Origin of the sequence: Pseudomonas sp. PICF6 (genome assembly GCF_009831705.1) — a bacterium.
Lineage (GTDB): Bacteria > Pseudomonadota > Gammaproteobacteria > Pseudomonadales > Pseudomonadaceae > Aquipseudomonas > Aquipseudomonas rhizophila.
Genome location: NZ_WUUD01000013.1, coordinates 243,514 through 263,774, shown reverse-complemented (window position 1 = coordinate 263,774; position 20,261 = coordinate 243,514). Strand labels below are relative to the sequence as shown.

The 20,261-nt window shown below is 61.2% G+C and carries 18 protein-coding genes and 1 pseudogene; 8 read left to right on the top strand and 11 right to left on the bottom strand.

Annotated elements, in window-relative coordinates:
- Positions 1–92 precede the first annotated feature (92 nt).
- The 8 genes from GSM73_RS06235 to GSM73_RS06200 all read right to left on the bottom strand — a co-directional run bounded on the left by GSM73_RS06235 (position 93) and on the right by GSM73_RS06200 (position 10,417).
- Positions 93–1,658 (bottom strand): flagellar hook-associated protein 3, encoded by a 1,566-nt coding sequence (locus tag GSM73_RS06235; RefSeq protein WP_047226221.1) that lies wholly within the window; start codon positions 1,656–1,658, stop codon positions 93–95.
- A 13-nt stretch (positions 1,659–1,671) separates the two neighbouring features.
- Positions 1,672–3,738, bottom strand: coding sequence for a flagellar hook-associated protein FlgK (gene flgK / locus GSM73_RS06230; protein WP_047226220.1), 2,067 nt, complete (start codon positions 3,736–3,738; stop codon positions 1,672–1,674).
- A 10-nt stretch (positions 3,739–3,748) separates the two neighbouring features.
- Positions 3,749–5,053, bottom strand: a complete 1,305-nt coding sequence (flgJ, locus tag GSM73_RS06225; protein ID WP_160891890.1) for a flagellar assembly peptidoglycan hydrolase FlgJ — start codon at positions 5,051–5,053, stop codon at positions 3,749–3,751.
- Between the two features lie 10 nt (positions 5,054–5,063).
- Positions 5,064–6,149 carry a flagellar basal body P-ring protein FlgI gene (locus GSM73_RS06220; protein ID WP_160892017.1) on the bottom strand — a complete coding sequence of 362 codons (1,086 nt, stop codon included), beginning with the start codon at positions 6,147–6,149 and terminating at the stop codon, positions 5,064–5,066.
- Between the two features lie 45 nt (positions 6,150–6,194).
- A complete protein-coding gene (gene flgH / locus GSM73_RS06215) occupies positions 6,195–6,890 on the bottom strand; it encodes a flagellar basal body L-ring protein FlgH (protein ID WP_047226218.1) in 696 nt (231 codons plus the stop codon).
- Positions 6,891–6,941: 51 nt separating this feature from the next.
- Positions 6,942–7,727, bottom strand: a complete 786-nt coding sequence (gene flgG, locus GSM73_RS06210) for a flagellar basal-body rod protein FlgG (protein WP_047226217.1) — start codon at positions 7,725–7,727, stop codon at positions 6,942–6,944.
- Positions 7,728–7,776: 49 nt separating this feature from the next.
- Positions 7,777–8,514, bottom strand: coding sequence for a flagellar basal body rod protein FlgF (locus GSM73_RS06205; RefSeq protein WP_047226216.1), 738 nt, complete (start codon positions 8,512–8,514; stop codon positions 7,777–7,779).
- A gap of 343 nt (positions 8,515–8,857) precedes the next feature.
- Entirely contained in the window at positions 8,858–10,417 is a 1,560-nt protein-coding gene (locus tag GSM73_RS06200) for a sigma-54-dependent transcriptional regulator (protein ID WP_076385858.1), read from the bottom strand.
- 336 nt (positions 10,418–10,753) lie between these two features.
- Here GSM73_RS06200 and phhA point away from each other — a divergent pair, with 336 nt between their 5' ends.
- The 3 genes from phhA (at position 10,754) to GSM73_RS06185 (ending at position 13,188) form a co-directional block, all read left to right on the top strand.
- Complete coding sequence (phhA, locus tag GSM73_RS06195) at positions 10,754–11,539, top strand: phenylalanine 4-monooxygenase (protein WP_047226214.1); 786 nt, start codon at positions 10,754–10,756, stop codon at positions 11,537–11,539.
- Between the two features lie 99 nt (positions 11,540–11,638).
- Positions 11,639–11,995, top strand: a complete 357-nt coding sequence (locus tag GSM73_RS06190; RefSeq protein WP_003184087.1) for a 4a-hydroxytetrahydrobiopterin dehydratase — start codon at positions 11,639–11,641, stop codon at positions 11,993–11,995.
- Positions 11,995–13,188, top strand: coding sequence for an amino acid aminotransferase (locus GSM73_RS06185; RefSeq protein WP_076385860.1), 1,194 nt, complete (start codon positions 11,995–11,997; stop codon positions 13,186–13,188). The genes GSM73_RS06190 and GSM73_RS06185 overlap by 1 nt, the downstream gene beginning before the upstream one ends.
- A gap of 199 nt (positions 13,189–13,387) precedes the next feature.
- Here GSM73_RS06185 and GSM73_RS06180 read toward each other — a convergent pair whose 3' ends face one another.
- Entirely contained in the window at positions 13,388–13,957 is a 570-nt protein-coding gene (locus GSM73_RS06180; protein ID WP_076385862.1) for an NAD(P)H nitroreductase, read from the bottom strand.
- 183 nt (positions 13,958–14,140) lie between these two features.
- On the opposite strand from GSM73_RS06180, the gene GSM73_RS06175 reads away from it, so the two are divergent.
- Entirely contained in the window at positions 14,141–15,595 is a 1,455-nt protein-coding gene (locus GSM73_RS06175) for a TrkH family potassium uptake protein (protein ID WP_160891888.1), read from the top strand.
- On the opposite strand, the pseudogene GSM73_RS06170 reads toward GSM73_RS06175, so the two are convergent.
- Positions 15,552–16,608: pseudogene (locus GSM73_RS06170) on the bottom strand (AraC family transcriptional regulator). The gene GSM73_RS06175 and the pseudogene GSM73_RS06170 overlap by 44 nt on opposite strands.
- 161 nt (positions 16,609–16,769) lie before the next feature.
- Between GSM73_RS06170 and GSM73_RS06165 the strand changes: the two are divergent.
- Both GSM73_RS06165 and GSM73_RS06160 read left to right on the top strand, forming a co-directional pair.
- On the top strand, positions 16,770–17,081 hold the full coding sequence (locus tag GSM73_RS06165; RefSeq protein ID WP_047226210.1) for a DUF962 domain-containing protein: 312 nt from the start codon (positions 16,770–16,772) through the stop codon (positions 17,079–17,081).
- Positions 17,082–17,101: 20 nt separating this feature from the next.
- Positions 17,102–17,692 (top strand): HD domain-containing protein, encoded by a 591-nt coding sequence (locus GSM73_RS06160; protein ID WP_160891886.1) that lies wholly within the window; start codon positions 17,102–17,104, stop codon positions 17,690–17,692.
- A gap of 123 nt (positions 17,693–17,815) precedes the next feature.
- Here the strand turns inward: GSM73_RS06160 and GSM73_RS06155 are convergent, their stop codons facing one another.
- Positions 17,816–18,634, bottom strand: a complete 819-nt coding sequence (locus tag GSM73_RS06155) for a UDP-2,3-diacylglucosamine diphosphatase (protein WP_047226208.1) — start codon at positions 18,632–18,634, stop codon at positions 17,816–17,818.
- A 134-nt stretch (positions 18,635–18,768) separates the two neighbouring features.
- Here GSM73_RS06155 and GSM73_RS06150 point away from each other — a divergent pair, with 134 nt between their 5' ends.
- Both GSM73_RS06150 and GSM73_RS06145 read left to right on the top strand, forming a co-directional pair.
- Positions 18,769–19,518, top strand: a complete 750-nt coding sequence (locus GSM73_RS06150; RefSeq protein ID WP_076385868.1) for an AraC family transcriptional regulator — start codon at positions 18,769–18,771, stop codon at positions 19,516–19,518.
- A gap of 92 nt (positions 19,519–19,610) precedes the next feature.
- A partial coding sequence (locus GSM73_RS06145; RefSeq protein ID WP_256676740.1) for a DMT family transporter occupies positions 19,611–20,261 on the top strand: 651 nt, incomplete at its 3' end.

Genomic DNA, 20,261 nt, shown 5'->3' with positions numbered 1-20,261 from the left:
GCGAAAACTCTCGAGCGGCGGGCCCCGACCTTTTCAGGCCGGAGCCCCGGAACCGCTTAAAAAAGACGGTTGGCGGCTCGGTCGATACCGGCTCAGATCTTGTTGAACAGGCCCAGTTGGGTGATCTTGCTGAAAGCCAGTTGCGAGGCTTGCAGCATGGTCTGTTGCAACGTCAAGCGGGTCATCACTTCGGCCGGATCGGAATCGCGGATCGACGATTGGGTCTGGCTATTGGCCAACAACAGGCTCTGGTTCGTGTCGCTTTGGGTTTCCAGAGCCTGACCACGCCCACCTACCGAACTCAAGGCGCTGGACAACTGATCGGTGCCGCTGGCCAGGTTGCCAATACCGGAGGCCAGCGAAGCCTGCAGCTTTTGCAGCGCAATCGGATCGTTGTTGGTTGGCGTGCTCAACGCGGTTTTCAGTTGGTTCACGGTGTCCAGAATGTTCTGGGTCTCGTGAGTATTGACCGCGATGCTGAACTGATCGTCCGCACCGGGCGTACCGTCCAGGGTGAAGCTCACGCCCGAGGCGGTGGCCACGTTGCCGGCCAGGGTGCCGCTGGACACCGGCTGGCTGTTGGCGGTCAACGGCGCGGCGTACAGGTCGAAGTCGGTGGCGCTGGTGAACTTCAATACGGCCGAACCGGTAGGGAAACTGGCGTGATACGCCACCGGGTCGGTGATCTCGCTGCCCGTGACCTGGACGGTGGTCGGGTTGCCCGGGCTGCGGGTCGCGGCAAAGGTGTCCGGCTTGGCGGCCAGGGTGAAGGTATGGCCCGGCAACACGGTATTGGCATCATCACCGGTTTGCAGATTGATGTTCAGGGTCAGTTCCAGACCACGGAACTGCACCGCCTGACCTTTTTTGCTGCTGGGATCAAAAGCGCCGCCCTGGCTGGCTTCGGCGGTGACGTCGTTGCCGCCGGAGTCGGTGATTCTCAGCTGCGTGCCGCTGGTGAATTCAACGGTATAGGGTTCGCCGCTGCGGAATTTGCTGTTGTAGCTGACACTGGACGAGACCTGACCGTTGGACAGCACCACGCGACCATCGTCCACCGCCGGCGCGGTCATGGTGACCTGGCTGCGGCTGGTGTTGACGGCCTGCTGGAACACTTCCCAGCCGGTGCTGTTGGTGGCCATCGACATGGTATCGCCGACCGGCAGGTCGAGGGTCACCTGGTCACCGTTGTAACTGTAGCTGCCATCGTTGTTGCGGGTGAACGGGATGGTGTCGCCCTTGGAACCGGCAAAAATGTACTTGCCGTTTTCGTCCTTGCTGTTCATCAGGCTGAGCAACTGCTCTTCGATCTGCGCCAGCTCCGAGGCGTTGGCCTGGCGGTCGGCGTCGGTGTAGCCAGCGTTGCCGGCACCGACGGCCAATTCCTTGGCGCGCTGCAGCACGTTGCCAATGCTGGTCATCACCGCTTCAGTGGTGCCCAGCGTCGCCTTGATGGTGTTGGCGTTGGTTTCGTACTGAGCCAGCATCGAGGCCTGTGTGCCCAGTTGCAGCAGACGTGAAGCCCCTACCGGGTCATCGGCAGCGGTATTGACGCGCACCAGGCTGCTGGCCTCTTCGCTGGTCTTGACCACATTGGCGAAGTTTTTCTGATAGTTCGCAGCCGTGGATTCGTAAAACTGGGCGGTAGAAATTCGCATGGGCTACGACTCCTTAAAGACTGTTGATCAATGTGCTGAAGATTTCCTGCGCAGCCTTGATGATCTGCGAAGACGCGGTGTAGTACTGCTGATACTTGACCAGGTTGCCGGTTTCTTCGTCTAGGTCCACGCCCGACAGCGAATCGCGAGCGCCCTTGGCGTTATCCAGGATCGCGCCGGTGGCAGCGCTGTCGAGCTTGCCCTGGGCGGCCTTGGAACCTACGCCCTCCACCAGCTTGCCGTAGGCATCGTTCAACGAAATGCCCTTGCTGGCGGAACCGGTGTCCACGGTCTTGGCAGTCTGCAAACCGGCCAGGACAGTGCCGTTACGGTTATCCAGGCTGCCGGCCTGGCTGACGCTCACATCGATCGCGGCACCGTTGGACGGTGCGCCAGCAATCGACATGTCGAAGGTGACGGTACGCTGCACCGGCGGTGCCGAGGAGTCCATGATCGGGTTGCCGCTGGCATCCTTGAGTGGAACGCTCAGGCTCAAGGTATTGCTCTGGCCGGGCTTGATCGTGCCATTGCTGATCTCGACACCCGTGGCATCGAGCAACTGGTAAGCCTGGCTGGTACCGTCGGCGGACGTCGCGCCGAAGACCACCTTGACTGGCATCGAGGTCTTGATGCCGTTCTGGATGATGGTGGTGGTGGCTTCGTCGTAGATGTCCAACTGCGACGTCATGGTCGGCTGGCCGCTGGCCGGAATGGTCAGCGTACCGCTGCCGCCCGGCACGATGGCTGCGCCCAGCGGCGCGGCAATCGCCAGTCGCTTGGAGTCGGTCATCTCGGTCTTGATACTGGTCGCCGCGTTGCGGGTCGGGGTGATCTTGAACGAATCGCCAGCGGCAGCGGTGCCATTGGCGAAGGTCATCGAAAAGCCGTCGATCACCGGCGGCGGCGTCGTCGCGGTATTGAACGAACCCATCGAAGTGCCGTCAGGCAGGCGCTGGACCGTGTAGTCGGTGGCGCTGGTGAACTTCACCTTGTAATCATTGGTGGTCAGCGCGCCGGTGTCTTCGATGGCCACGTTGAAGTTGCCGGAACCGGCGCTATTGTTCAACGCGGCAATACTGCGCTGACTCATCTGCGCGGCACTGTTGATGTTGGTGAACAGGTTGGAACCGAAGGCGCCGTTCTTGTCGATGCCCGAGGCCTGGATCGCGTTCATCTGGTCGGCGACCACCAGGGCCACGCGGCCCAGTTCATTCATGGCCGGGTCAAGCACAGTGCTGCGATAGCGCATCAGGCCGCCGATCTCGCCGCCGGTAAGTACCTGGGTGAGGTCCATGACACTGGAACCGCTATTGAGCTGGATCCCCAGGCGGCCCGGATCGTTCTTGTCCGGCACGGTTTCCAGGGTGTTGACCGTATTGCCCATCACCAACGGCTGGCCGGAACCCAAGTAGATGTCCAGGCTGCTGCCGTTCTCCACGATCTGAGTGCCGGTGAAGGCCGAGAGCTGGAGAATGGTCTGGTTGCGGGCGTCGAGCAGGTCGTTGGGAGCACCGCCGGAGTTGGAGACTTCGGCGATTTTCTTGTTCAACTGAGCGACGGTGGTAGCCAGTTTGTTGACCTGATCGACCATGCTCGACAGGTTGCCGTTGATGTTCTGATTCTGCTCCGTCAATTGGCTGGCGACCGAATTGAAACGATTGCTCAAGGCTTGCGCATCGCTGAGCAGCAACTGACGGGACGCATCATCGCCCGGCTTGGCGTTGACGTTCTGCACCGAGGCGAAGAACTTGGTCAGCGCGCCATTGAGGCCCGTGCCGCTGTCCGACAGCAAGGCATCGAGCGGGGTGATCTGCCCTTGATACGCGGCCGCATCGCTGTTGAGCGAGGTCGTGGTCTTCAACTGCGCTTCAAGGTAGGCGTTATAGACCCGGCGCACATCGGCCAGGGTGGTGCCGGAGCCGATGAAGACGTTGCCGTATTGATTGGACGCCTTGGTGGTCTGCACGGTCTGCTGACGCGAATAACCGGCGGTATCAACGTTGGCAATGTTATTACCCGTGGTCACCAATGAGGTCTGACTTGCGGACAGACCCGACATCCCGATATTGAGCAAACTCATGGTTCAGACCTTATAAAGTCGTAGTGGCGCCAGCCGAAGCGTAGTTTTGGTAACTGGTCATCTGCCGGGCTATATTCGAAATCTTGCTGGCGTAGTTCGGGTCGGTGGCGTAACCGGCCTTCTGCAACTCACGCACAAACTGTTCCGGGTTATCGGCCGACTTCAGCACATCTTGATAGCGACTGTTGCTTTGCAGCAGATTGACCAGGTCATGGAAGCTGTCGCGATACGAAGCGTAGGAACGGAACTGGGCCGTCTCCTTGACCATCTCGCCATTGCGGAATTCGCTGGTGATCGCCCGCGCCGAATCGCCCGTCCAGTTCTTGCTGGCCTTGATACCGAACAGGTTGTGGCTGCTGCTGCCATCAGGCTGACGCATGACCGACTTGCCCCAGCCGGTTTCCAGGGCCGCCTGGGCCACTAGGTAACGAGGGTCCACGCCGATACGGTCCGCGGCTTCCTTGGCCATTGGCAGCATGGCATCGACGAACTCGTCAGCATCGCGGAAGGCCTTGCGGGCTGGCGCCAGGGGTGGCTGCGCCACGGCACGCCCGTACACCTGCATGGACTCGCTCGGCTCTGACGCCTTGAGCGCGGCCAGCCAGTCGCCATTGGCCAGTTCGCCGGTGGCAGGCTTGACGGCGGTGATGGCACGATCCGGCAAAATATTCTGCGCCTTGACGTCAGGCGCGACGGCAGCCGAAGGCACCAACCCGGCAAGCAGCCGATCGGCCAGTTTGGGCGGCAAGGCCAGGCGGCGCTGGTTGAGCAATTCCATGTCGTTGCGGTGAACGCCCTCGCCTGCCCCTTGCGGCGCACTCACGGCCCGCGAAGCCCACAGCGGACGCTGGCCGTTGGAGCGCGACAATGGCCCGTCGGGTAACGTGCCGGCGGCAATGGGCGTCGGCACAGGAGCCTTGACGGCCTCGTCCAACGCTTGCTCCTGCTTGCCGGCCGACAGCGTTGCCGCCTCGCCTGACACCAGGGGTTTGTTCTTGGACATCTGGCGCAGCAGCACGTCAGCCAGGCCAATACCACCGCCCTCGCGAGACATGGAAACGGCCAACTGCTGGTCGTACATTTCCTGGTACTGCTTGGCTTCAGCGGTATTGAGCGGATTGTCCTTGCCCATCGACTCGGTGGCCGCACGCATGGACTTGAGCATTTCACCGATGAACAGCGACTCGAATTCCTGCGCCACTTTGCGCAGGTTGCCGTCACTGTTCTTGTCGCCGACCTTGAGCTGGTTCAGGCGATTGAGGTCCGAGTAGGAACCCGAATCCCCGCTGATCAAAGCGCCCTTGCGCATATCCATGGCTCGTTCCTTAAATCACGATCAGGTCGGCTTGCAACGCGCCGGCCTGCTTCAAGGCTTCGAGAATCGCCATCAAGTCGCCCGGCGCCGCGCCGACCTGGTTCACCGCCCGGACAATTTCATCCAGGGTAGTGCCCGGGCCGAACTTGAACATCGGCTTGGCTTCCTGCTCGGCATTGACCCGCGAACGGGGCACCACGGCGGTCTGGCCGTTGGACAAGGGTCCAGGCTGGCTGACGATCGGGTCTTCGGTAATGGTCACGGTCAGGCTGCCGTGGGTCACCGCGGCGGGTGAAACCTTGACGTTCTGGCCGATCACAATGGTGCCGGTGCGCGAGTTGATGATGACTTTCGCAACCGCCTGGCCCGGATCGACTTCGAGGTTCTCCAGGATCGACAAATAGTCGACCCGCTGACTCGGATCCAGAGGCGCGGTGACGCGCACCGAGCCGCCGTCGATGGCCTGTGCCACGCCAGGGCCGAGCATGTCATTGATCTTGTCAACGATGCGCTTGGCGGTCGTGAAGTCGTAACGGTTGAGGTTCAGAGTCAGGCTGTTGCCCTGGTTGAAACCGCTCGGCACCGCACGTTCCACCGACGCACCACCAGGAATGCGGCCAGCCGACGGAACGTTGACGGTGATCTTGGAACCGTCACGGCCTTCGGCGTCAAAGCCACCCACCACCAGGTTGCCCTGGGCGACGGCGTAGACGTTGCCGTCGATACCCTTGAGCGGCGTCAACAACAGGGTGCCGCCGCGCAGGCTCTTGGAGTTACCGATGGACGAAACAGTGATATCCACCTGCTGCCCGGGCTTGGCGAACGCCGGCAGGTCGGCACTGACCGACACCGCCGCCACGTTCTTCAACTGCACGTTGCCCGAACCCGCCGGCACCTTGATGCCGAACTGCGACAACATGTTGTTGAAGGTTTGCAGGGTGAACGGGGTCTGGGTGGTCTGGTCGCCCGTGCCATTGAGACCCACGACCAGGCCATAGCCGATCAACTGGTTGGAGCGCACGCCGGAAATGCTGGCGATGTCCTTCAGACGCTCGGCTTGAGCGGTGAAGGCCGCCGACATCAGCAGTGCCCCCATCAACAGCTGCTTGAGATTCAACCGCTTAAGATTCAACTGGGCCACCTAGAAAGGGAACTTCGGGCTGAGGAAGAAACGGTCGAACCAGCCTGGCTGACTCGCATCGGCAAAAGCACCGGTGCCCGAGTAGGTAATACGTGCATCGGCTACACGGGTCGACGAGACGGTGTTGTCGGTAGCGATATCATCGGCGCGAACCATGCCGGCGATGCGCACCAGTTCGTCACCGGTGTTGAGGGTCAGCCACTTCTCGCCCCGCACAACGATGATGCCATTGGGCAACACATCGGCGACGGTCACGGTGATCGAGCCGGTCAGGCTGTTGCTCTGTCCGGACTTGCTGTCGCCCTTGGTGGCCCGGTCGGAGCCATAACCGGCGTTGAGGCTCAGGTCCCCGCCACCGATGGGATTGTTGGTGGTCAGGCTGGAGCCGAACAACGACGTCAGGCCAACGCTGGTCTCGCTGGTCTTGTCGATCTGCGAGTTGGCGTTCTTGCTGGCCTGGGTCCGTTCGTTCAGGGTGATGGTGATGATGTCCCCAACCCGGAAAGCCTTACGGTCGCTATACAGGTTCTGCTCGAAGCCAGCCTGGTAGATCGAACCGTTGTTGGCAGCGGCCGGCAACGGCGTGCGCGGCAACACCGGAGCGTAGTACGGGTCATTGGCCTTGGGCGTTGGCGCGACACAGCCCGCGAGCGCAGTAACTCCACTCAGTGCCAGAACAGATACGAAGCGATTCATGACCCTACCTCTTGGTGTTGCAGGCGGCCTCAGGCCGCCCTATAGACGTGATTACAGATTCTGCGTAACGAACGAGAGCATCTGGTCGGCGGTGGAGATCACCTTGGAGTTCATCTCGTAGGCGCGCTGGGTGGTGATCATGTTGACCATCTCCTCCACGGTGCTCACGTTGGACGTTTCCAGGGTGTTCTGCAGCGTGGTACCGAAGCCGTTCAGGCCTGGCGTGCCGACTTGTGGCGCGCCGCTGGCCGCGGTTTCCAGGAACAGGTTGTTACCCACCGCTTGCAGGCCGGCCGGGTTGATGAAGTCGGCAGTCTGCAGGTTGCCGATCACCTGCGAAGCAGGGTTGCCCGCCACAGTGATGGACACGGTGCCGTCGCGGCCCACGGTGAACGTTTGGGCGTCGTTCGGAATGATGATCGCCGGTTCCAGGGCGAAACCGCTGGCGTTGACGATCTGGCCATTGGAATCGAGGTGGAACGTACCGTCACGGGTGTAGGACGTGGTGCCATCGGGCTGCAGGATCTGGAAGAAACCGCGACCGTCGATGGCCATGTCCAGCGGCTGCTCGGTGGTTTGCAGGCTACCGGCGGTGAAGTTTTTCTGGGTGCCGACGATGCGCACACCGGTACCCACTTGCAGGCCCGACGGCAATTCGCTGTCCTGGGTCGATTGGGCGCCTGGCTGGCGTTTGACCTGGTACAGCAGGTCCTGGAACTCGGCGCGATCACGCTTGAAACCCGTGGTCGACACGTTCGCCAGGTTGTTGGAAATAGTAGAAAGGTTGGTGTCCTGGGCGGACAGACCTGTTTTGGCAACCCAAAGAGCCGGAAGCATTCGATTCTCCTCGTACGCCTGTTTTTCGGCGCGACGCTGTAATTAATGATTAGATCTGCAAGACCCGAGCCATGGCTTCGTCGCCTTCTTTGGCGGTGTTCATCATCTTGACGTGAAGCTCGAACTGCTTGGCCAGGGCCAGCACCGAAGTCATCTCGTCCACGGCATTGACGTTGCTCGCTTCCTGGAAACCCGACACCAGTTGCACGTTGGCATCAATGACAGCCGGCTGGCCGTCCTTGGTGCGGATGGTGCCGTCCAGGCCCTTGGTCATGTTGCGAAGATCCGGGTTGACCAGCTTGATGCGGTCGACTTCAGCCATCACGCGCGGGCCTTCACCCATGGCGCGGATACTGATGGTGCCGTCCTGGCCGATTTCGATTTTCTGCTCTGGCGGCACGGCGATCGGACCACCGTTGCCCATCACCGGCATACCGTTGCCGGCCCGCAGCACGCCCAGGGCGTCAACGTTGAGGCTGCCGGTGCGCACGTAGCTTTCACCGCCTTCAGGGTTCTGCACAGCCATCCAGCCCGGCCCGCTGACTGCCACGTCGAGGTCGCGGCCGGTTTCCACCAGCGCGCCAGGGGTGAAGTCAGTGGCTGGACGCTCGGACATGGCAAATGCCCGCGCCGGAAAGCTGTCGCCAAACACCGGCATCGAACGAGCCTGCTCCAGGTCTTTCTGAAAACCGTTGGTGGAGATGTTCGCCAGGTTGTTGGCATGGGCCCGCTGCGCCAGTGCGTTCTGGCTGGCGCCGGTCATTGCCACATAAAGGTACTTGTCCACTGTCGTTCCTCTGCATGCCGGACGTTTGCCGTCCACTGCTGTACTGCTGAGCACTAAGCAATTTGCAGACCAACTTTTTTCTGGCGCCGTCGAGCCGCACAAACAAAGGGCTTCAGGGTTCTTGAAGGGATATGGGGAAATGTATCGAAGACGAAAAACCGGCGGTGTCATGCCGTTTGGTGGCAACGCTTGACCTTCTGGCAACGGCTACTGCCGTCATCGCGAGCAGGCTCGCTCCCACCATGGATCTTGGGTGCTCGCAGGATTTTGAACACTCGATACCCCTGTGGGAGCGAGCCTGCTCGCGATAGAAGTCCCACCAAACACAACAGGTAAGCAACTATTATGAGCCGGCCTTACCCACCTCATACTCACGCAACTTATTGGCAATGGTCGTATGGGAAACCCCCAGCCGCTTGCCCAGTTGCCGGCTGCTGGGGTGTTCGGAATACAGCCGCTCCAACACGGCTTTCTCGAATCGCCCGACGATGTCGTCCAGCCCGCCCTCCAGGGAAAAGTCCCCCAGGGGCTGACGCACGCCGTAGTCCGGCAGACGGATATGCTCGGCTTTCACCGTTGCGCCATCACACAGGGAGACAGCCTGGAACAGCACGTTTTCCAGCTGCCGAACGTTGCCTGGCCAGTGGTAGTGGCTGAGACGGTCCATCGCCGCCGGGGCCAGTTTCGGTAGCGCACAGCCAATCTGCCGACTGGCCTGGTCAAGAAAATGCTCCACCAGCGGCATCAAGCCATCGAGGCATTCGCGCAGAGGCGGGATGTGCAGCGAAAGGACGTTCAAACGGTGGTACAGATCCTGACGAAATTCCCCTCGGGCGCAGAGCTCGGACAAATCCACCTGGGTCGCACAGATCACCCTGACATCCAGGTACACCTCTTCATCGCTGCCTACACGACGGAAGCAACCGTCCTGCAAAAAGCGCAGCAATTTCACTTGCAGGCGCGGGCTCATTTCCCCTACCCCGTCGAGGAACAACGTGCCTCCGGCGGTCAGTTCGAGCAAACCGAGCTTGCCTTCCGCCCGGGCCCCCTCGAAAGCACCGGGGCCGTAGCCGAACAGTTCGGTCTCGGCCATGGACTCGGGCAATCCCGCACAGTTGAGTGCCATCAACGGTGACTGCCCGCGCGGACTCGCCAGGTGACAGGCGCGAGCCAGCAACTCTTTGCCAGTGCCGGTTTCGCCTTCTATCAACAGCGGCGCATCCAGTGGCGCCATGCGCCGGGCTTCCCGGACGACCGCCGCCATCACCTTCGAACTCTGGAAAATGCTGTCGAAGCCGCGCAATTCCTGCTTGCGCACGTTATAAATGCGCTCGCCAACCCGGTCCGCCCGATGCAACGTCAGCACCGCACCGGCCATGGCCTCGCTGTCGTCGTGCTCCGATTGCAGTGGCGCGATGTCCGCCAGAAACACATCGCCCCTGACCTTGACCCGCAAACCGTTGATGCGTGACTGATTGGCGCGCACCAGCTCCGGCAGGTCAAAATCCTCGGCGTACCGGGACAGTGGAATCCCCGGCACTTCGTCCACTCGCACCCCGAGCAACTGCGCCGCCGCCCGGTTGGCGGCGACGATGGAACCGCCCATGTCGATGGACAGCACCGGAAACTCCAGGGCGCCGAGCAGCGCGTTGAGCTCCATGTGCCGACGTTCACTGGGCATCAACCCCACCCGCTTGACGCCGAAGACCCCGGCAATGCCTTCGAACTTCGGGCGAAGCGCCTGAAACTGGATGTTGATCAGATTCGGGCAGTGCAGATAAATCGCATTGCCGTGCTCACCGCCCACTTCCCCGCGGGCGACGTTGATGCCGTACTCCACCAGCAGGTTGAGGATGTCCCGCAGGATGCCGATGCGGTTCTGGCAATGGACTTTGATGCGCATGAAAAGGCCCGATATCGATGTGTATGCAAGCATGGGAGAGCGGGCTGCTTCGCAGCCCAGCGGGAGCAAGCTCCCTCGCTACAAGTTTTTCTGCTTGGCAGCGCAAATAAACGTCAAGATTATGTGACAGTTGTAGGCCATTTCCCAGTCGAAAAACCCGGCAATAGCGAAGAACAGCTGGAGCCGTAACGAAAACTTTACGAAACCACACCTTTATCGCGATACCCACTCTTGCCTGCCTGCTGCACACATCCCTGCTTCGGGTTATCTCTAATGCATCGCTGGACATAACAACAAACAAGCCGTCCCCCAGAGGGAAATCAGCAGGAGAGCAGCATGAAGCAGACGCAATACGTGGCCCGCGAGCCCGATGCGCAAGGTTTTATTCACTACACTGCCGAAGAACACGCGGTGTGGAACACGCTGATCACCCGCCAGCTCAAAGTCATCGAAGGCCGTGCGTGCCAGGAGTACCTGGACGGTATCGACAAGCTGGGCCTGCCCCACGACCGTATTCCGCAATTGGGTGAAATCAACAAGGTGTTGGGTGAAACCACCGGTTGGCAAGTGGCCCGGGTACCAGCGCTGATCCCCTTCCAGACCTTTTTTGAATTGCTCGCCAGCAAGCAGTTTCCCGTCGCGACGTTTATTCGTACCCGCGAAGAACTGGATTACCTGCAAGAGCCGGACATTTTCCACGAGATATTTGGCCACTGCCCGCTGCTGACCAACCCCTGGTTTGCAGAATTTACCCACACCTACGGCAAACTCGGCCTACAGGCTTCCAAGGAAGAACGCGTCTACCTGGCGCGCTTGTACTGGATGACCATTGAGTTCGGCCTGGTGCAAACCCCGCAAGGCCGACGCATCTACGGTGGCGGCATCCTGTCTTCGCCCAAGGAAACCGTTTACTGCTTGTCAGACGAGCCGGAGCATCAAGCCTTCGATCCGCTGGAAGCCATGCGCACGCCGTATCGCATCGACATCCTGCAGCCGGTGTATTTCGTGCTCCCCGAGCTCAAGCGCCTGTTCGACCTGGCCCACGAAGACATCATGGGCATGGTCAAGCGTGGTCGCGAACTGGGCCTGCACGCTCCGAAATTTCCGCCAAAAGCTGCGTGAACCGCGTCTTTTAATCTCAATTGAGTCTGTTGCACAACGCGGCTTTGCTTTAGCGTGAGTGCATCGACGTTTTTCAAATATTCGATCCGGGAACACACCATGAACACTCTGAACCAAGCCCATTGCGAAGCCTGCCGCGCCGACGCGCCACAAGTCAGCGACGAAGAACTGCCGGTACTGATCAAGCAGATCCCGGACTGGAACATCGAAGTGCGCGACGGCGTGATGCAGCTGGAAAAAGTCTTCCTGTTCAAGAATTTCAAGCACGCCCTGGCCTTCACCAACGCCGTCGGGGAAATCTCCGAGGCCGAAGGTCATCACCCGGGTCTGCTCACCGAATGGGGCAAAGTCACCGTGACCTGGTGGAGCCACTCCATCAAGGGCTTGCACCGCAACGACTTCATCATGGCCGCCCGCACCGATGACGTGGCCAAGACCGCCGAGGGCCGCAAGTAATGCATTTCGATGCCATCGGCCGGGTGCCCGGCGATCCGATCCTCGGCCTGATGGAGGCTTACGCGGCGGACAGTAATCCGGGCAAGTTCGACCTGGGCGTGGGCGTCTATAAAGACGCCCAAGGCCTGACGCCGATTCTTGCGGCAGTCAAACAGGCCGAGCAGCGCCTGGTGGACCGCCAGAGCACCAAGACCTACATCGGCGGTCATGGCGACGCCGCGTTCGGCCAGTTGATCAATGAACTGGTGCTGGGCGCCGACTCGACGCTGATCAAGGACAAACGTGCCGGTGCGACCCAGACGCCGGGCGGCACCGGCGCCCTGCGCCTGAGTGCCGACTTCATTGCCCAGTGCCTGCCGGGCCGCGGCGTTTGGTTGAGCAACCCGACCTGGCCGATTCACGAAACCATCTTCGCCGCCGCCGGGGTCAAGGCCAGCCATTACCCCTATGTAGGCACCGACAACCGCCTGGATTTCGAAGCGATGCTGGCGACCCTGAGCCAGGCACCCAAGGGCGATGTGGTGTTGCTGCATGCCTGCTGCCATAACCCCACCGGCTTCGACTTGACCCAGGAACAATGGCGCCAGGTGCTGGAAGTGATGCGCAGCCGCAACCTGCTGCCGTTGATCGACTTCGCTTATCAAGGTTTCGGCGATGGGCTGGAGCAGGACGCCTGGGCCGTCCGGCTGTTTGCCCAGGCACTGCCTGAAGTTCTGATCACCAGTTCCTGTTCGAAGAACTTCGGCCTGTACCGCGACCGCACCGGTGCGCTGATCGTCTGCGCCGGCGATGCCGACAAACTGGTGGATATCCGCAGCCAACTGGCGAACATCGCTCGCAACCTGTGGTCGACGCCACCGGATCATGGCGCGGCGGTAGTGGCGACGATCCTGGGCAACCCGGACCTCAAAAGCCTGTGGGCCGACGAAGTGCAGACCATGCGCCTGCGCATTGCACAGTTGCGCAGCGGCCTGCTGGAAGCGCTCGAACCCCACGGTTTGCGTGAGCGCTTCGCCCATATCGGCGTGCAACGGGGAATGTTTTCCTACACCGGCCTGACGCCGGAACAGGTCAGGCTCCTGCGCGAACGCCACAGCGTGTACATGGTCGGCACAGGCCGGGCCAACGTGGCAGGCATCGACGCCACGCGCCTGGATTTGCTGGCTGAGGCTATTGCTGACGTGTGCAAGTAACCAGCCTTTGAATAGCTGAACACATCCCCTTGTGGCGAGGGGATTCATCCCCGCTGGGCTGCGCAGCAGCCCTTAAATCCGTCACCCCGGAGAGTCAGGTTGCCTTATATCGAAGGTTTTGGGGCTGCTACGCAGCCCAACGGGGATTTATCCCCTCGCCACAGATAAGTCCTCTTCACCACAGAAGCTGCGCCAGACGCTAGACCTGCGGGCCCGTCCACTCCCGGACAAACTGCCCGACATCTTCCTTCGGCGCCGTGCGGGCCTCTTTCTGCGGTGTGCCCAGGTAGAGAAAACCGATCACCTCTTCACCGTCCTCAAGACCAAGCCCCTTGGCCACATGAGGTGAATACGCCAGCTCACCCGTACGCCAGACTCCGCCCACCCCTTGGGCGTAAGCCGCCAACAGGATTGCGTGGGCTGCGCAGGCGGCCGCCAGCATTTGTTCGGACTTGGGGATTTTGAAATGGTCCTGCAACCGTGCAATCACCACCACGACCAGCGGTGCGCGCAGCGGGCCGTTGAGCGCCTTCTCCACGACGGCTTCGGCTACCAGCGGATCATTGAACCGCGCCGCTTCGGCCAGCAGCTCGCCCATGCGATGACGCGCCTGCCCTTCGACCGTCAGAAATCGCCATGGCCGCAACTGGCCATGATCCGGAGCCCGCATCGCCGCGGCGAACATGACCTCGCGCTGTTCGGCGGTAGGCGCCGGGTCCACCAGGCGCGGGACGGAAACACGGTTGAGCAAAGCGTCGAGAGCCTGCATCGGCCACCTCCTGAAAAAATGTCCAGCTATTCTAGTGGCTTGTACGGCGAGTTCGTTAGCTCAAATTCCGCAACCAGAAGTCCATTGCGCAGGCCACTGGCCTCACGCGCCACCGGGTGCCGGTTTACATGCCGCTTGTCGCGGGTAGAATGACGCCCTTCCCTTTCAGCCCGAGCGGACTTCATGGCGTTGCCGACCCTACGGATCATTGGTTTCATCATCGGCATCTTCCTGATCACCCTGGCGATCTTCATGGTCGTGCCCATGGCCACCTTGCTGATCTTCGAGCGCACCAACGACCTGCCATCGTTCCTCTGGTCGAGCATGATCACCTTTGTCGCCGGCCTGGCCCTGATCCTTCCCGGACGCCCGGAACACGTGCATCTGCGGCCCAGGGACATGTACCTGCTGACCGTCAGCAGTTGGCTGGTGGTGTGTATCTTTGCCGCGTTGCCCTTCCTGCTGACCCAGCACATCAGCTACACCGACTCGTTCTTCGAAAGCATGTCCGGGATCACCGCCACCGGCGCCACGGTCCTGAGCGGCCTGGATAACATGTCCCCCGGCATCCTGATGTGGCGGTCGTTGTTGCACTGGCTCGGCGGGATCGGCTTCATTGCGATGGCGGTGGCGATCCTGCCGCTGTTGCGCATCGGTGGCATGAGACTGTTCCAGACCGAATCCTCCGACCGCTCGGAGAAAGTCATGCCCCGCTCCCACATGGTGGCGCGGCTGATCGTGGCGTCCTATGTAGGCATCACCATTCTCGGCACCCTCGCACTGTGGTGGGCGGGGATGAACCTGTTCGATGCCATCAACCATGCGATGTCGGCGATCTCCACCGGCGGGTTCTCGACGTCGGACAAATCCCTGGCCAAATGGACCGAACCGGCGGTGCATTGGGTCACTATCGTCATCATGATCCTCGGCAGCCTGCCGTTTGCCTTGTACGTCTCGACACTGCGGGGCAATCGCCGGGCGCTGATCAAGGACCAACAGGTCCAAGGCCTGCTGGCGGTGCTGCTGGTGACCTGGGTGGTACTGGGCACCTGGTATTGGGCGACAACCGACCTGCACTGGCTGGAGGCCCTGCGGCACGTGGCGTTGAACGTGACGTCGATCGTCACCACCACAGGCTTCGCGCTGGGAGACTACAGCCTGTGGGGCAATTTCTCGCTGATGTTGTTCTTCTACCTGGGTTTCGTCGGCGGCTGTTCCGGTTCGACGGCCGGCGGGATCAAGATCTTCCGCTTCCAGGTTGCCTACATCCTGCTCAGGACCAACCTCAAGCAATTGATCCACCCGCGCGCGGTGATCAAGCAGAAATACAACGGCCACCGCCTCGACGAAGAAATCGTACGCTCGATTCTCACCTTCTCGTTCTTCTTCGCCATCACCATCTGCGTGATCGCCCTGCTGCTCTCGCTATTGGGCGTGGAATGGATGACCGCCCTGACCGGCGCGGCCAGCACCGTGTCCGGCGTCGGCCCGGGACTGGGAGAGACCATCGGCCCGGCCGGCAACTTTGCGCCGCTGCCGGATGCGGCCAAGTGGATTCTGTCGGCTGGCATGCTGCTGGGCCGACTGGAGATCATCACCGTGTTCGTGCTGTGTATCCCGGCGTTCTGGCGTCACTGACCGGGCTGGCCGTTTGACCGCGCCCGGTATTCGCCGGGCGTGGTGTCGAACCAGCGTCGAAAGGCCCGGAAAAAATTGCTCGGGTCGGCGAAGCCCAGCAGATAGGCGATTTCCAGCAGGGTCAGGGCCGGCTGCGCCAGATACTGTTCGGCCAGTTCGCGGCGGGTGTCATCGAGCAAGCTCTGGAACGTGGTGCCCTCTTCCTGCAAGCGTCGCTGCAAGGTGCGCTGGGACAGGTGCAGCGTCTGCGCCACCACGTCACGCTTAGGCTCGCCCCGTGGCAGCAGCCGGCACAACACTTGCCGGGTCTGGTGGGTCACGCGGCTTTCGGAAAAACGCGCCAGGTATTCACCGGCAAACCGGTCGTGGAGCTGCGCCATGGCCTCGTTGGCGGTGGGTAACGGTGCTTCCATGTCACTACGTTCGAAGATCAACGCGTCGTAAGGTGCGCCGAACATCAGTGGCGCGGGAAACGCCTGTTGATAAGGCGCCAGATCAACCGGTTCGGCGCCCTGGAACAGCACCTTCATCGGGTGCAGGGTGCGTCCGGTCAACCAGTTGCACATGGCCAGCGCACAGGCCAGGGAAGCCTCGGCACTCTGGCGGGTGGGCGGGAGATGGTCGCCATGCACTGTCAGAACCAACCCGTAGCCCCCCTCCATCTGACGAAAGCTCAGGTCGGCGCTTTCAGCGATGATCCGCTGATAACGCACGAGCCGCTGGAAACCCTCGACCAGCGTGCGGCTGGACATCAAGGCATACCCGACCACGTGAAACGACGCCGGGCGCACCACTTTACCCATGTTCAAAGCGATGGCCGGGTTGCCCGACAACTCCACGGCGCGTTGCCAGAGTCGGGTCATCGAATCCTGGGGGAAACGTGCATCTGGATCTTCCAGCGCGTCATAGTCCAGCCCCAGCTGTTTGAACAGCATCCGACAATCCAGGCCGTCCATTTCCAGTGCCTTGACAATCCCCATCGCCCAGCTTGAAGAAGTCGTTCGTTCGCTCATGACGTTTTACTTGCATGACGAGCCGCAGGGTACGGCTGGATTTGCGAAGGATACTAAAGTGGCGCCCATTGTCACTGGTCGTTGCAAGTGATCGCTCTAGACTTCAATCAAACCGTTGGTCGCCCAGAACCAACAGAACAATAACCACAGAGCCCGCAGTCGTGGAAAACACCAGACGCTTCAATACGTTCGCTGAGTTCTATCCCTATTACCTCAGCGAGCACAGCAACAGCACCTGCCGGCGCTTGCACTTTATCGGCACCTCTCTGGTCATCCTGATTGTTGCCCTGGCTCTGATCGTCGGCAACGGCTGGTGGCTGATCGTCTTGCCCATTGCCGGCTACGGCTTTGCCTGGGTCGGGCATTTCTTCTTTGAAAAGAACCGTCCCGCCACGTTCCAGCACCCGTTCTACAGCCTGCTCGGCGATTTCGTCATGTACCGCGACATGCTGCGGGGCAAAGTTGCGTTCTAGCCACTCTCAAAGGACTGCCCATGAACTCCCACGCGCGCTTTACCCACATGAAGGACGGTACTGAGGAAGACTGGGCAATCATCGCTGCCGACTTCAGCGCCTATGCCCGGCAATTACCGGGTCGAATCCTGACCCATTTGAAGTTGCTGGACGGCGATTTCGGCGGTTTTCCGGTGGATCGCCTGACCCATTCCCTGCAAACCGCCACCCGCGCCTATCGTGACGGACGGGACGATGAATATGTGATCTGCGCCTTGCTTCACGACATCGGCGACACCTTGGGCAGCTACAACCACCCGGACATTGCCGCCGCCATCCTCAAGCCGTTCGTCAGCGCCGAAAACCTGTGGATGGTGGAGAAACACGGGATATTCCAGGGCTATTACTTCTTCCATCACCTGGGCATGGACCGGCACCTGCGCGAGCAATTCAAAGCGCATCCCCAATACCAGGCGACCATTGATTTCTGCGCCCGATACGACGCCGCGGCGTTCGATGCCGAGTACGACACCCTGCCGTTGAGTTTCTTCGAGCCGATGCTGGAAAGGCTGTTTGCCGCACCGAAGCAGTCGATCTACAAGGCGGCGATGGCTGAACAGGCTCAAGCCTGACTGATTGCTGGGATCGCTATGCGGTCCATCGCGGGCAAGCCTTGCTCCCACAGCTGGTGCTTGCTCTCGCAGGCTGTGAATACCTGTGGGAGCAAGGCTTGCCCGCGATGGCGTCAGATCGGCTCACGCCGGTTCGGTGACTTTCAACTCAGCCCGGATCAACGCCTCCCGCGCCTGGGCATCGGCCAACCGATACAACTCGATCGACCCGTCCCAATGCTCGATCAGCGCCGTGCACGACTCGACCCAATCGCCACAATTGAGATACTCCACCTCGCCCACCCTGCGCATCTCGGCATGGTGGATGTGTCCGCACACCACACCGTGCAGTTCACGCTTCACACATTCATGGGCGATGGCTTCTTCGAAGTCGCTGATGAAGCTGACCGCCGTCTTGACCTTGTGCTTGAGGTACGCCGACAACGACCAGTAACCGTAGCCATAACGGGCCCGCCAATGGTTGAGCCAGCGGTTCAGGGTCAGGGTGAACTCGTAGGCCGAATCGCCAAGGAACGCCAGCCAACGGTGGTACCGGGTGATGACATCGAACTGATCGCCATGGATCACCAGCAAATGCCGGCCGTCCGCGGTGACGTGCACCGCTTCGTCCACCAATTGGATATTGCCCAGGATCAGCTTCGAATATCGCCGCAGAAATTCGTCATGGTTACCGGTGACGTAGATCACCTCGGTACCGCGCTTGCTCATGGTCAGCAAGCGGCGAATGACGTTGGTGTGAGCCTGTGGCCAGTACATGCCGCCGCGCAGCTTCCAGCCGTCGATGATGTCACCCACCAGGTAGATCTTGTCGGTATGGTAGCCCTTGAGAAACTGCGACAAATGCTCGGCCTGGCAGTCCCGGGTGCCCAGGTGCACATCGGAAATCCATAAGGTGCGAACACGCTGTTTGCGGCTGGGTCTGGCGAGCTCGGCGCTGGTCATGGGCAACCCTCTGATCGTTTTAGCCACTGTGCCTCCCTGCGGTTAATACCCCATGACAAATACAAGTCCGTTACATGACAGCGCGAAGCAGCGTGGCCTCGGTGTATGCTGACGGCCTGCCCCGGGAGACCGAGATGAGACCGACCCTGACGCTACGCCATTACAGCCACGACCTGATTGTCCACAGCCACGACCACGCCCAACTGGTGTTCGGGTTGTCCGGGCTGTTGGATTTCGAGGTCGAAGGTTGTGGCAGCCAGGTCGTGCAGCAGAGTTTCGTGGTGATACCCGCCGGTGCCCATCACGCCTGCGGCAGCCCCCGTGGCAGCCGTTGCCTGGTGCTGGATGTGCCGAGCGATGACTGGATCGGGCAAGCCTTGGGTGATCACGCCGACGCCAGCCGCCGATTGCTCGACAATGCCGCGCGCAGGCCCCTGGATGCGGGGCAAAGCCAGTTGGTCAGTTGGCTGGCGGGCAGCCCGGTGGACGACCCGGTGATCGCCCAACAAGGGGCCGTGCTGCTCCTGGCCAGCCTCAATGGCACTGGCCAGGACATCGTCGGCGGCCGGCGCCTGCCCTATGCGGCGCTCAACGCCCACATTGACCAGTACGCCGCCTATCCGCTGCAAGTGGCGGACCTGGCCCAGGTCGCCGGGCTCTCCAGTGCCCGCTTGCATGCACGCTTCGTCGCTGAATGCGGGCAAACCCCGATGGACTACATCCGCAGTCGCCGTCTACACAAGGCGGTGGACCTGCTGCGTGATTCGCAACTGCCCATCGGTGAAATCGCCCACCGGGTCGGTTATAGCTCGCAAAGCGCCTTTGCCGCCGCAGTGCTGCGCGAATTCGGCGCCTCACCGGGCAAGCTGCGGCGCCAGCGCTAGCTTCGCGCTAAAAAACGCGAGGATCGCGACAGACATGAACGGCCGGTAGCGGGTTCAATACCCAGACGCTCAACCGTTGGACAAGGATCGCAATGACTCCCCGTACCGCCCTCGGCGCCCTGCACATTGGCGCACTCATGTTTGGCCTGACCGGTGTATTCGGCAAGCTCGCCGCCGCCTCGCCAGCGGTCATTGTGTTCGGCCGCGCCGTATTCGCCGTGCTGGCCCTGGCGTTTTTTGCCCGTTTCGCCAGCAGCGCCCGCTGGCACAAGCTCCACGCACAGGACCTTCGACGCCTGCTGCTGGGCGGCCTATTGCTCGCCGGACACTGGGTGAGCTTCTTCATATCGGTCAAAGTCGCCGGTGTGGCAATCGCCACGTTGGGCTTTACCAGCTTCCCGGCCTTCACGGTGTTGCTCGAAGGGTTGATTTTCCGCGAGCGGATCCGTGCCAATGAAATCCTGTTGGTGGCAATGGTAAGCATCGGCCTGGTGCTGGTCACACCGCACTTCGACCTGGCCAGCGGCGCCACCACCGGCCTGCTGTGGGCCGTGCTTTCGGGGTTGCTGTTCTCGCTGCTTTCGCTGGTCAACCGCGCCGGTTCCACACGGGTGCCGCCGGTACAGGCCGCTTTGTGCCAAAACCTGGTGGTCGGCTTTTGCCTGTTGCCAATGGCAGCGCCGCAACTGATTGACGTGCGCCCTGTCGACTGGCTGTGGATCGCCCTGCTGGGTGTGTTCTGC

Bases quoted from the DNA above. Each gene is read 5' to 3' on its own strand.
- flgH (WP_047226218.1), bottom strand. From the start codon at position 6,890: ATGAATCGCTTCGTATCTGTTCTGGCACTGAGTGGAGTTACTGCGCTC.
- flgG (WP_047226217.1), bottom strand. From the start codon at position 7,727: ATGCTTCCGGCTCTTTGGGTTGCCAAAACAGGTCTGTCCGCCCAGGAC.
- GSM73_RS06175 (WP_160891888.1), top strand. From the start codon at position 14,141: ATGGCGTTGCCGACCCTACGGATCATTGGTTTCATCATCGGCATCTTC.
- GSM73_RS06180 (WP_076385862.1), bottom strand. From the start codon at position 13,957: ATGCAGGCTCTCGACGCTTTGCTCAACCGTGTTTCCGTCCCGCGCCTG.
- phhA (WP_047226214.1), top strand. From the start codon at position 10,754: ATGAAGCAGACGCAATACGTGGCCCGCGAGCCCGATGCGCAAGGTTTT.
- GSM73_RS06155 (WP_047226208.1), bottom strand. From the start codon at position 18,634: ATGACCAGCGCCGAGCTCGCCAGACCCAGCCGCAAACAGCGTGTTCGC.
- GSM73_RS06220 (WP_160892017.1), bottom strand. From the start codon at position 6,149: ATGGGGGCACTGCTGATGTCGGCGGCCTTCACCGCTCAAGCCGAGCGT.
- GSM73_RS06235 (WP_047226221.1), bottom strand. From the start codon at position 1,658: ATGCGAATTTCTACCGCCCAGTTTTACGAATCCACGGCTGCGAACTAT.
- flgK (WP_047226220.1), bottom strand. From the start codon at position 3,738: ATGAGTTTGCTCAATATCGGGATGTCGGGTCTGTCCGCAAGTCAGACC.
- GSM73_RS06160 (WP_160891886.1), top strand. From the start codon at position 17,102: ATGAACTCCCACGCGCGCTTTACCCACATGAAGGACGGTACTGAGGAA.
- flgJ (WP_160891890.1), bottom strand. From the start codon at position 5,053: ATGGATATGCGCAAGGGCGCTTTGATCAGCGGGGATTCGGGTTCCTAC.
- GSM73_RS06185 (WP_076385860.1), top strand. From the start codon at position 11,995: ATGCATTTCGATGCCATCGGCCGGGTGCCCGGCGATCCGATCCTCGGC.
- GSM73_RS06150 (WP_076385868.1), top strand. From the start codon at position 18,769: ATGAGACCGACCCTGACGCTACGCCATTACAGCCACGACCTGATTGTC.
- GSM73_RS06190 (WP_003184087.1), top strand. From the start codon at position 11,639: ATGAACACTCTGAACCAAGCCCATTGCGAAGCCTGCCGCGCCGACGCG.
- GSM73_RS06200 (WP_076385858.1), bottom strand. From the start codon at position 10,417: ATGCGCATCAAAGTCCATTGCCAGAACCGCATCGGCATCCTGCGGGAC.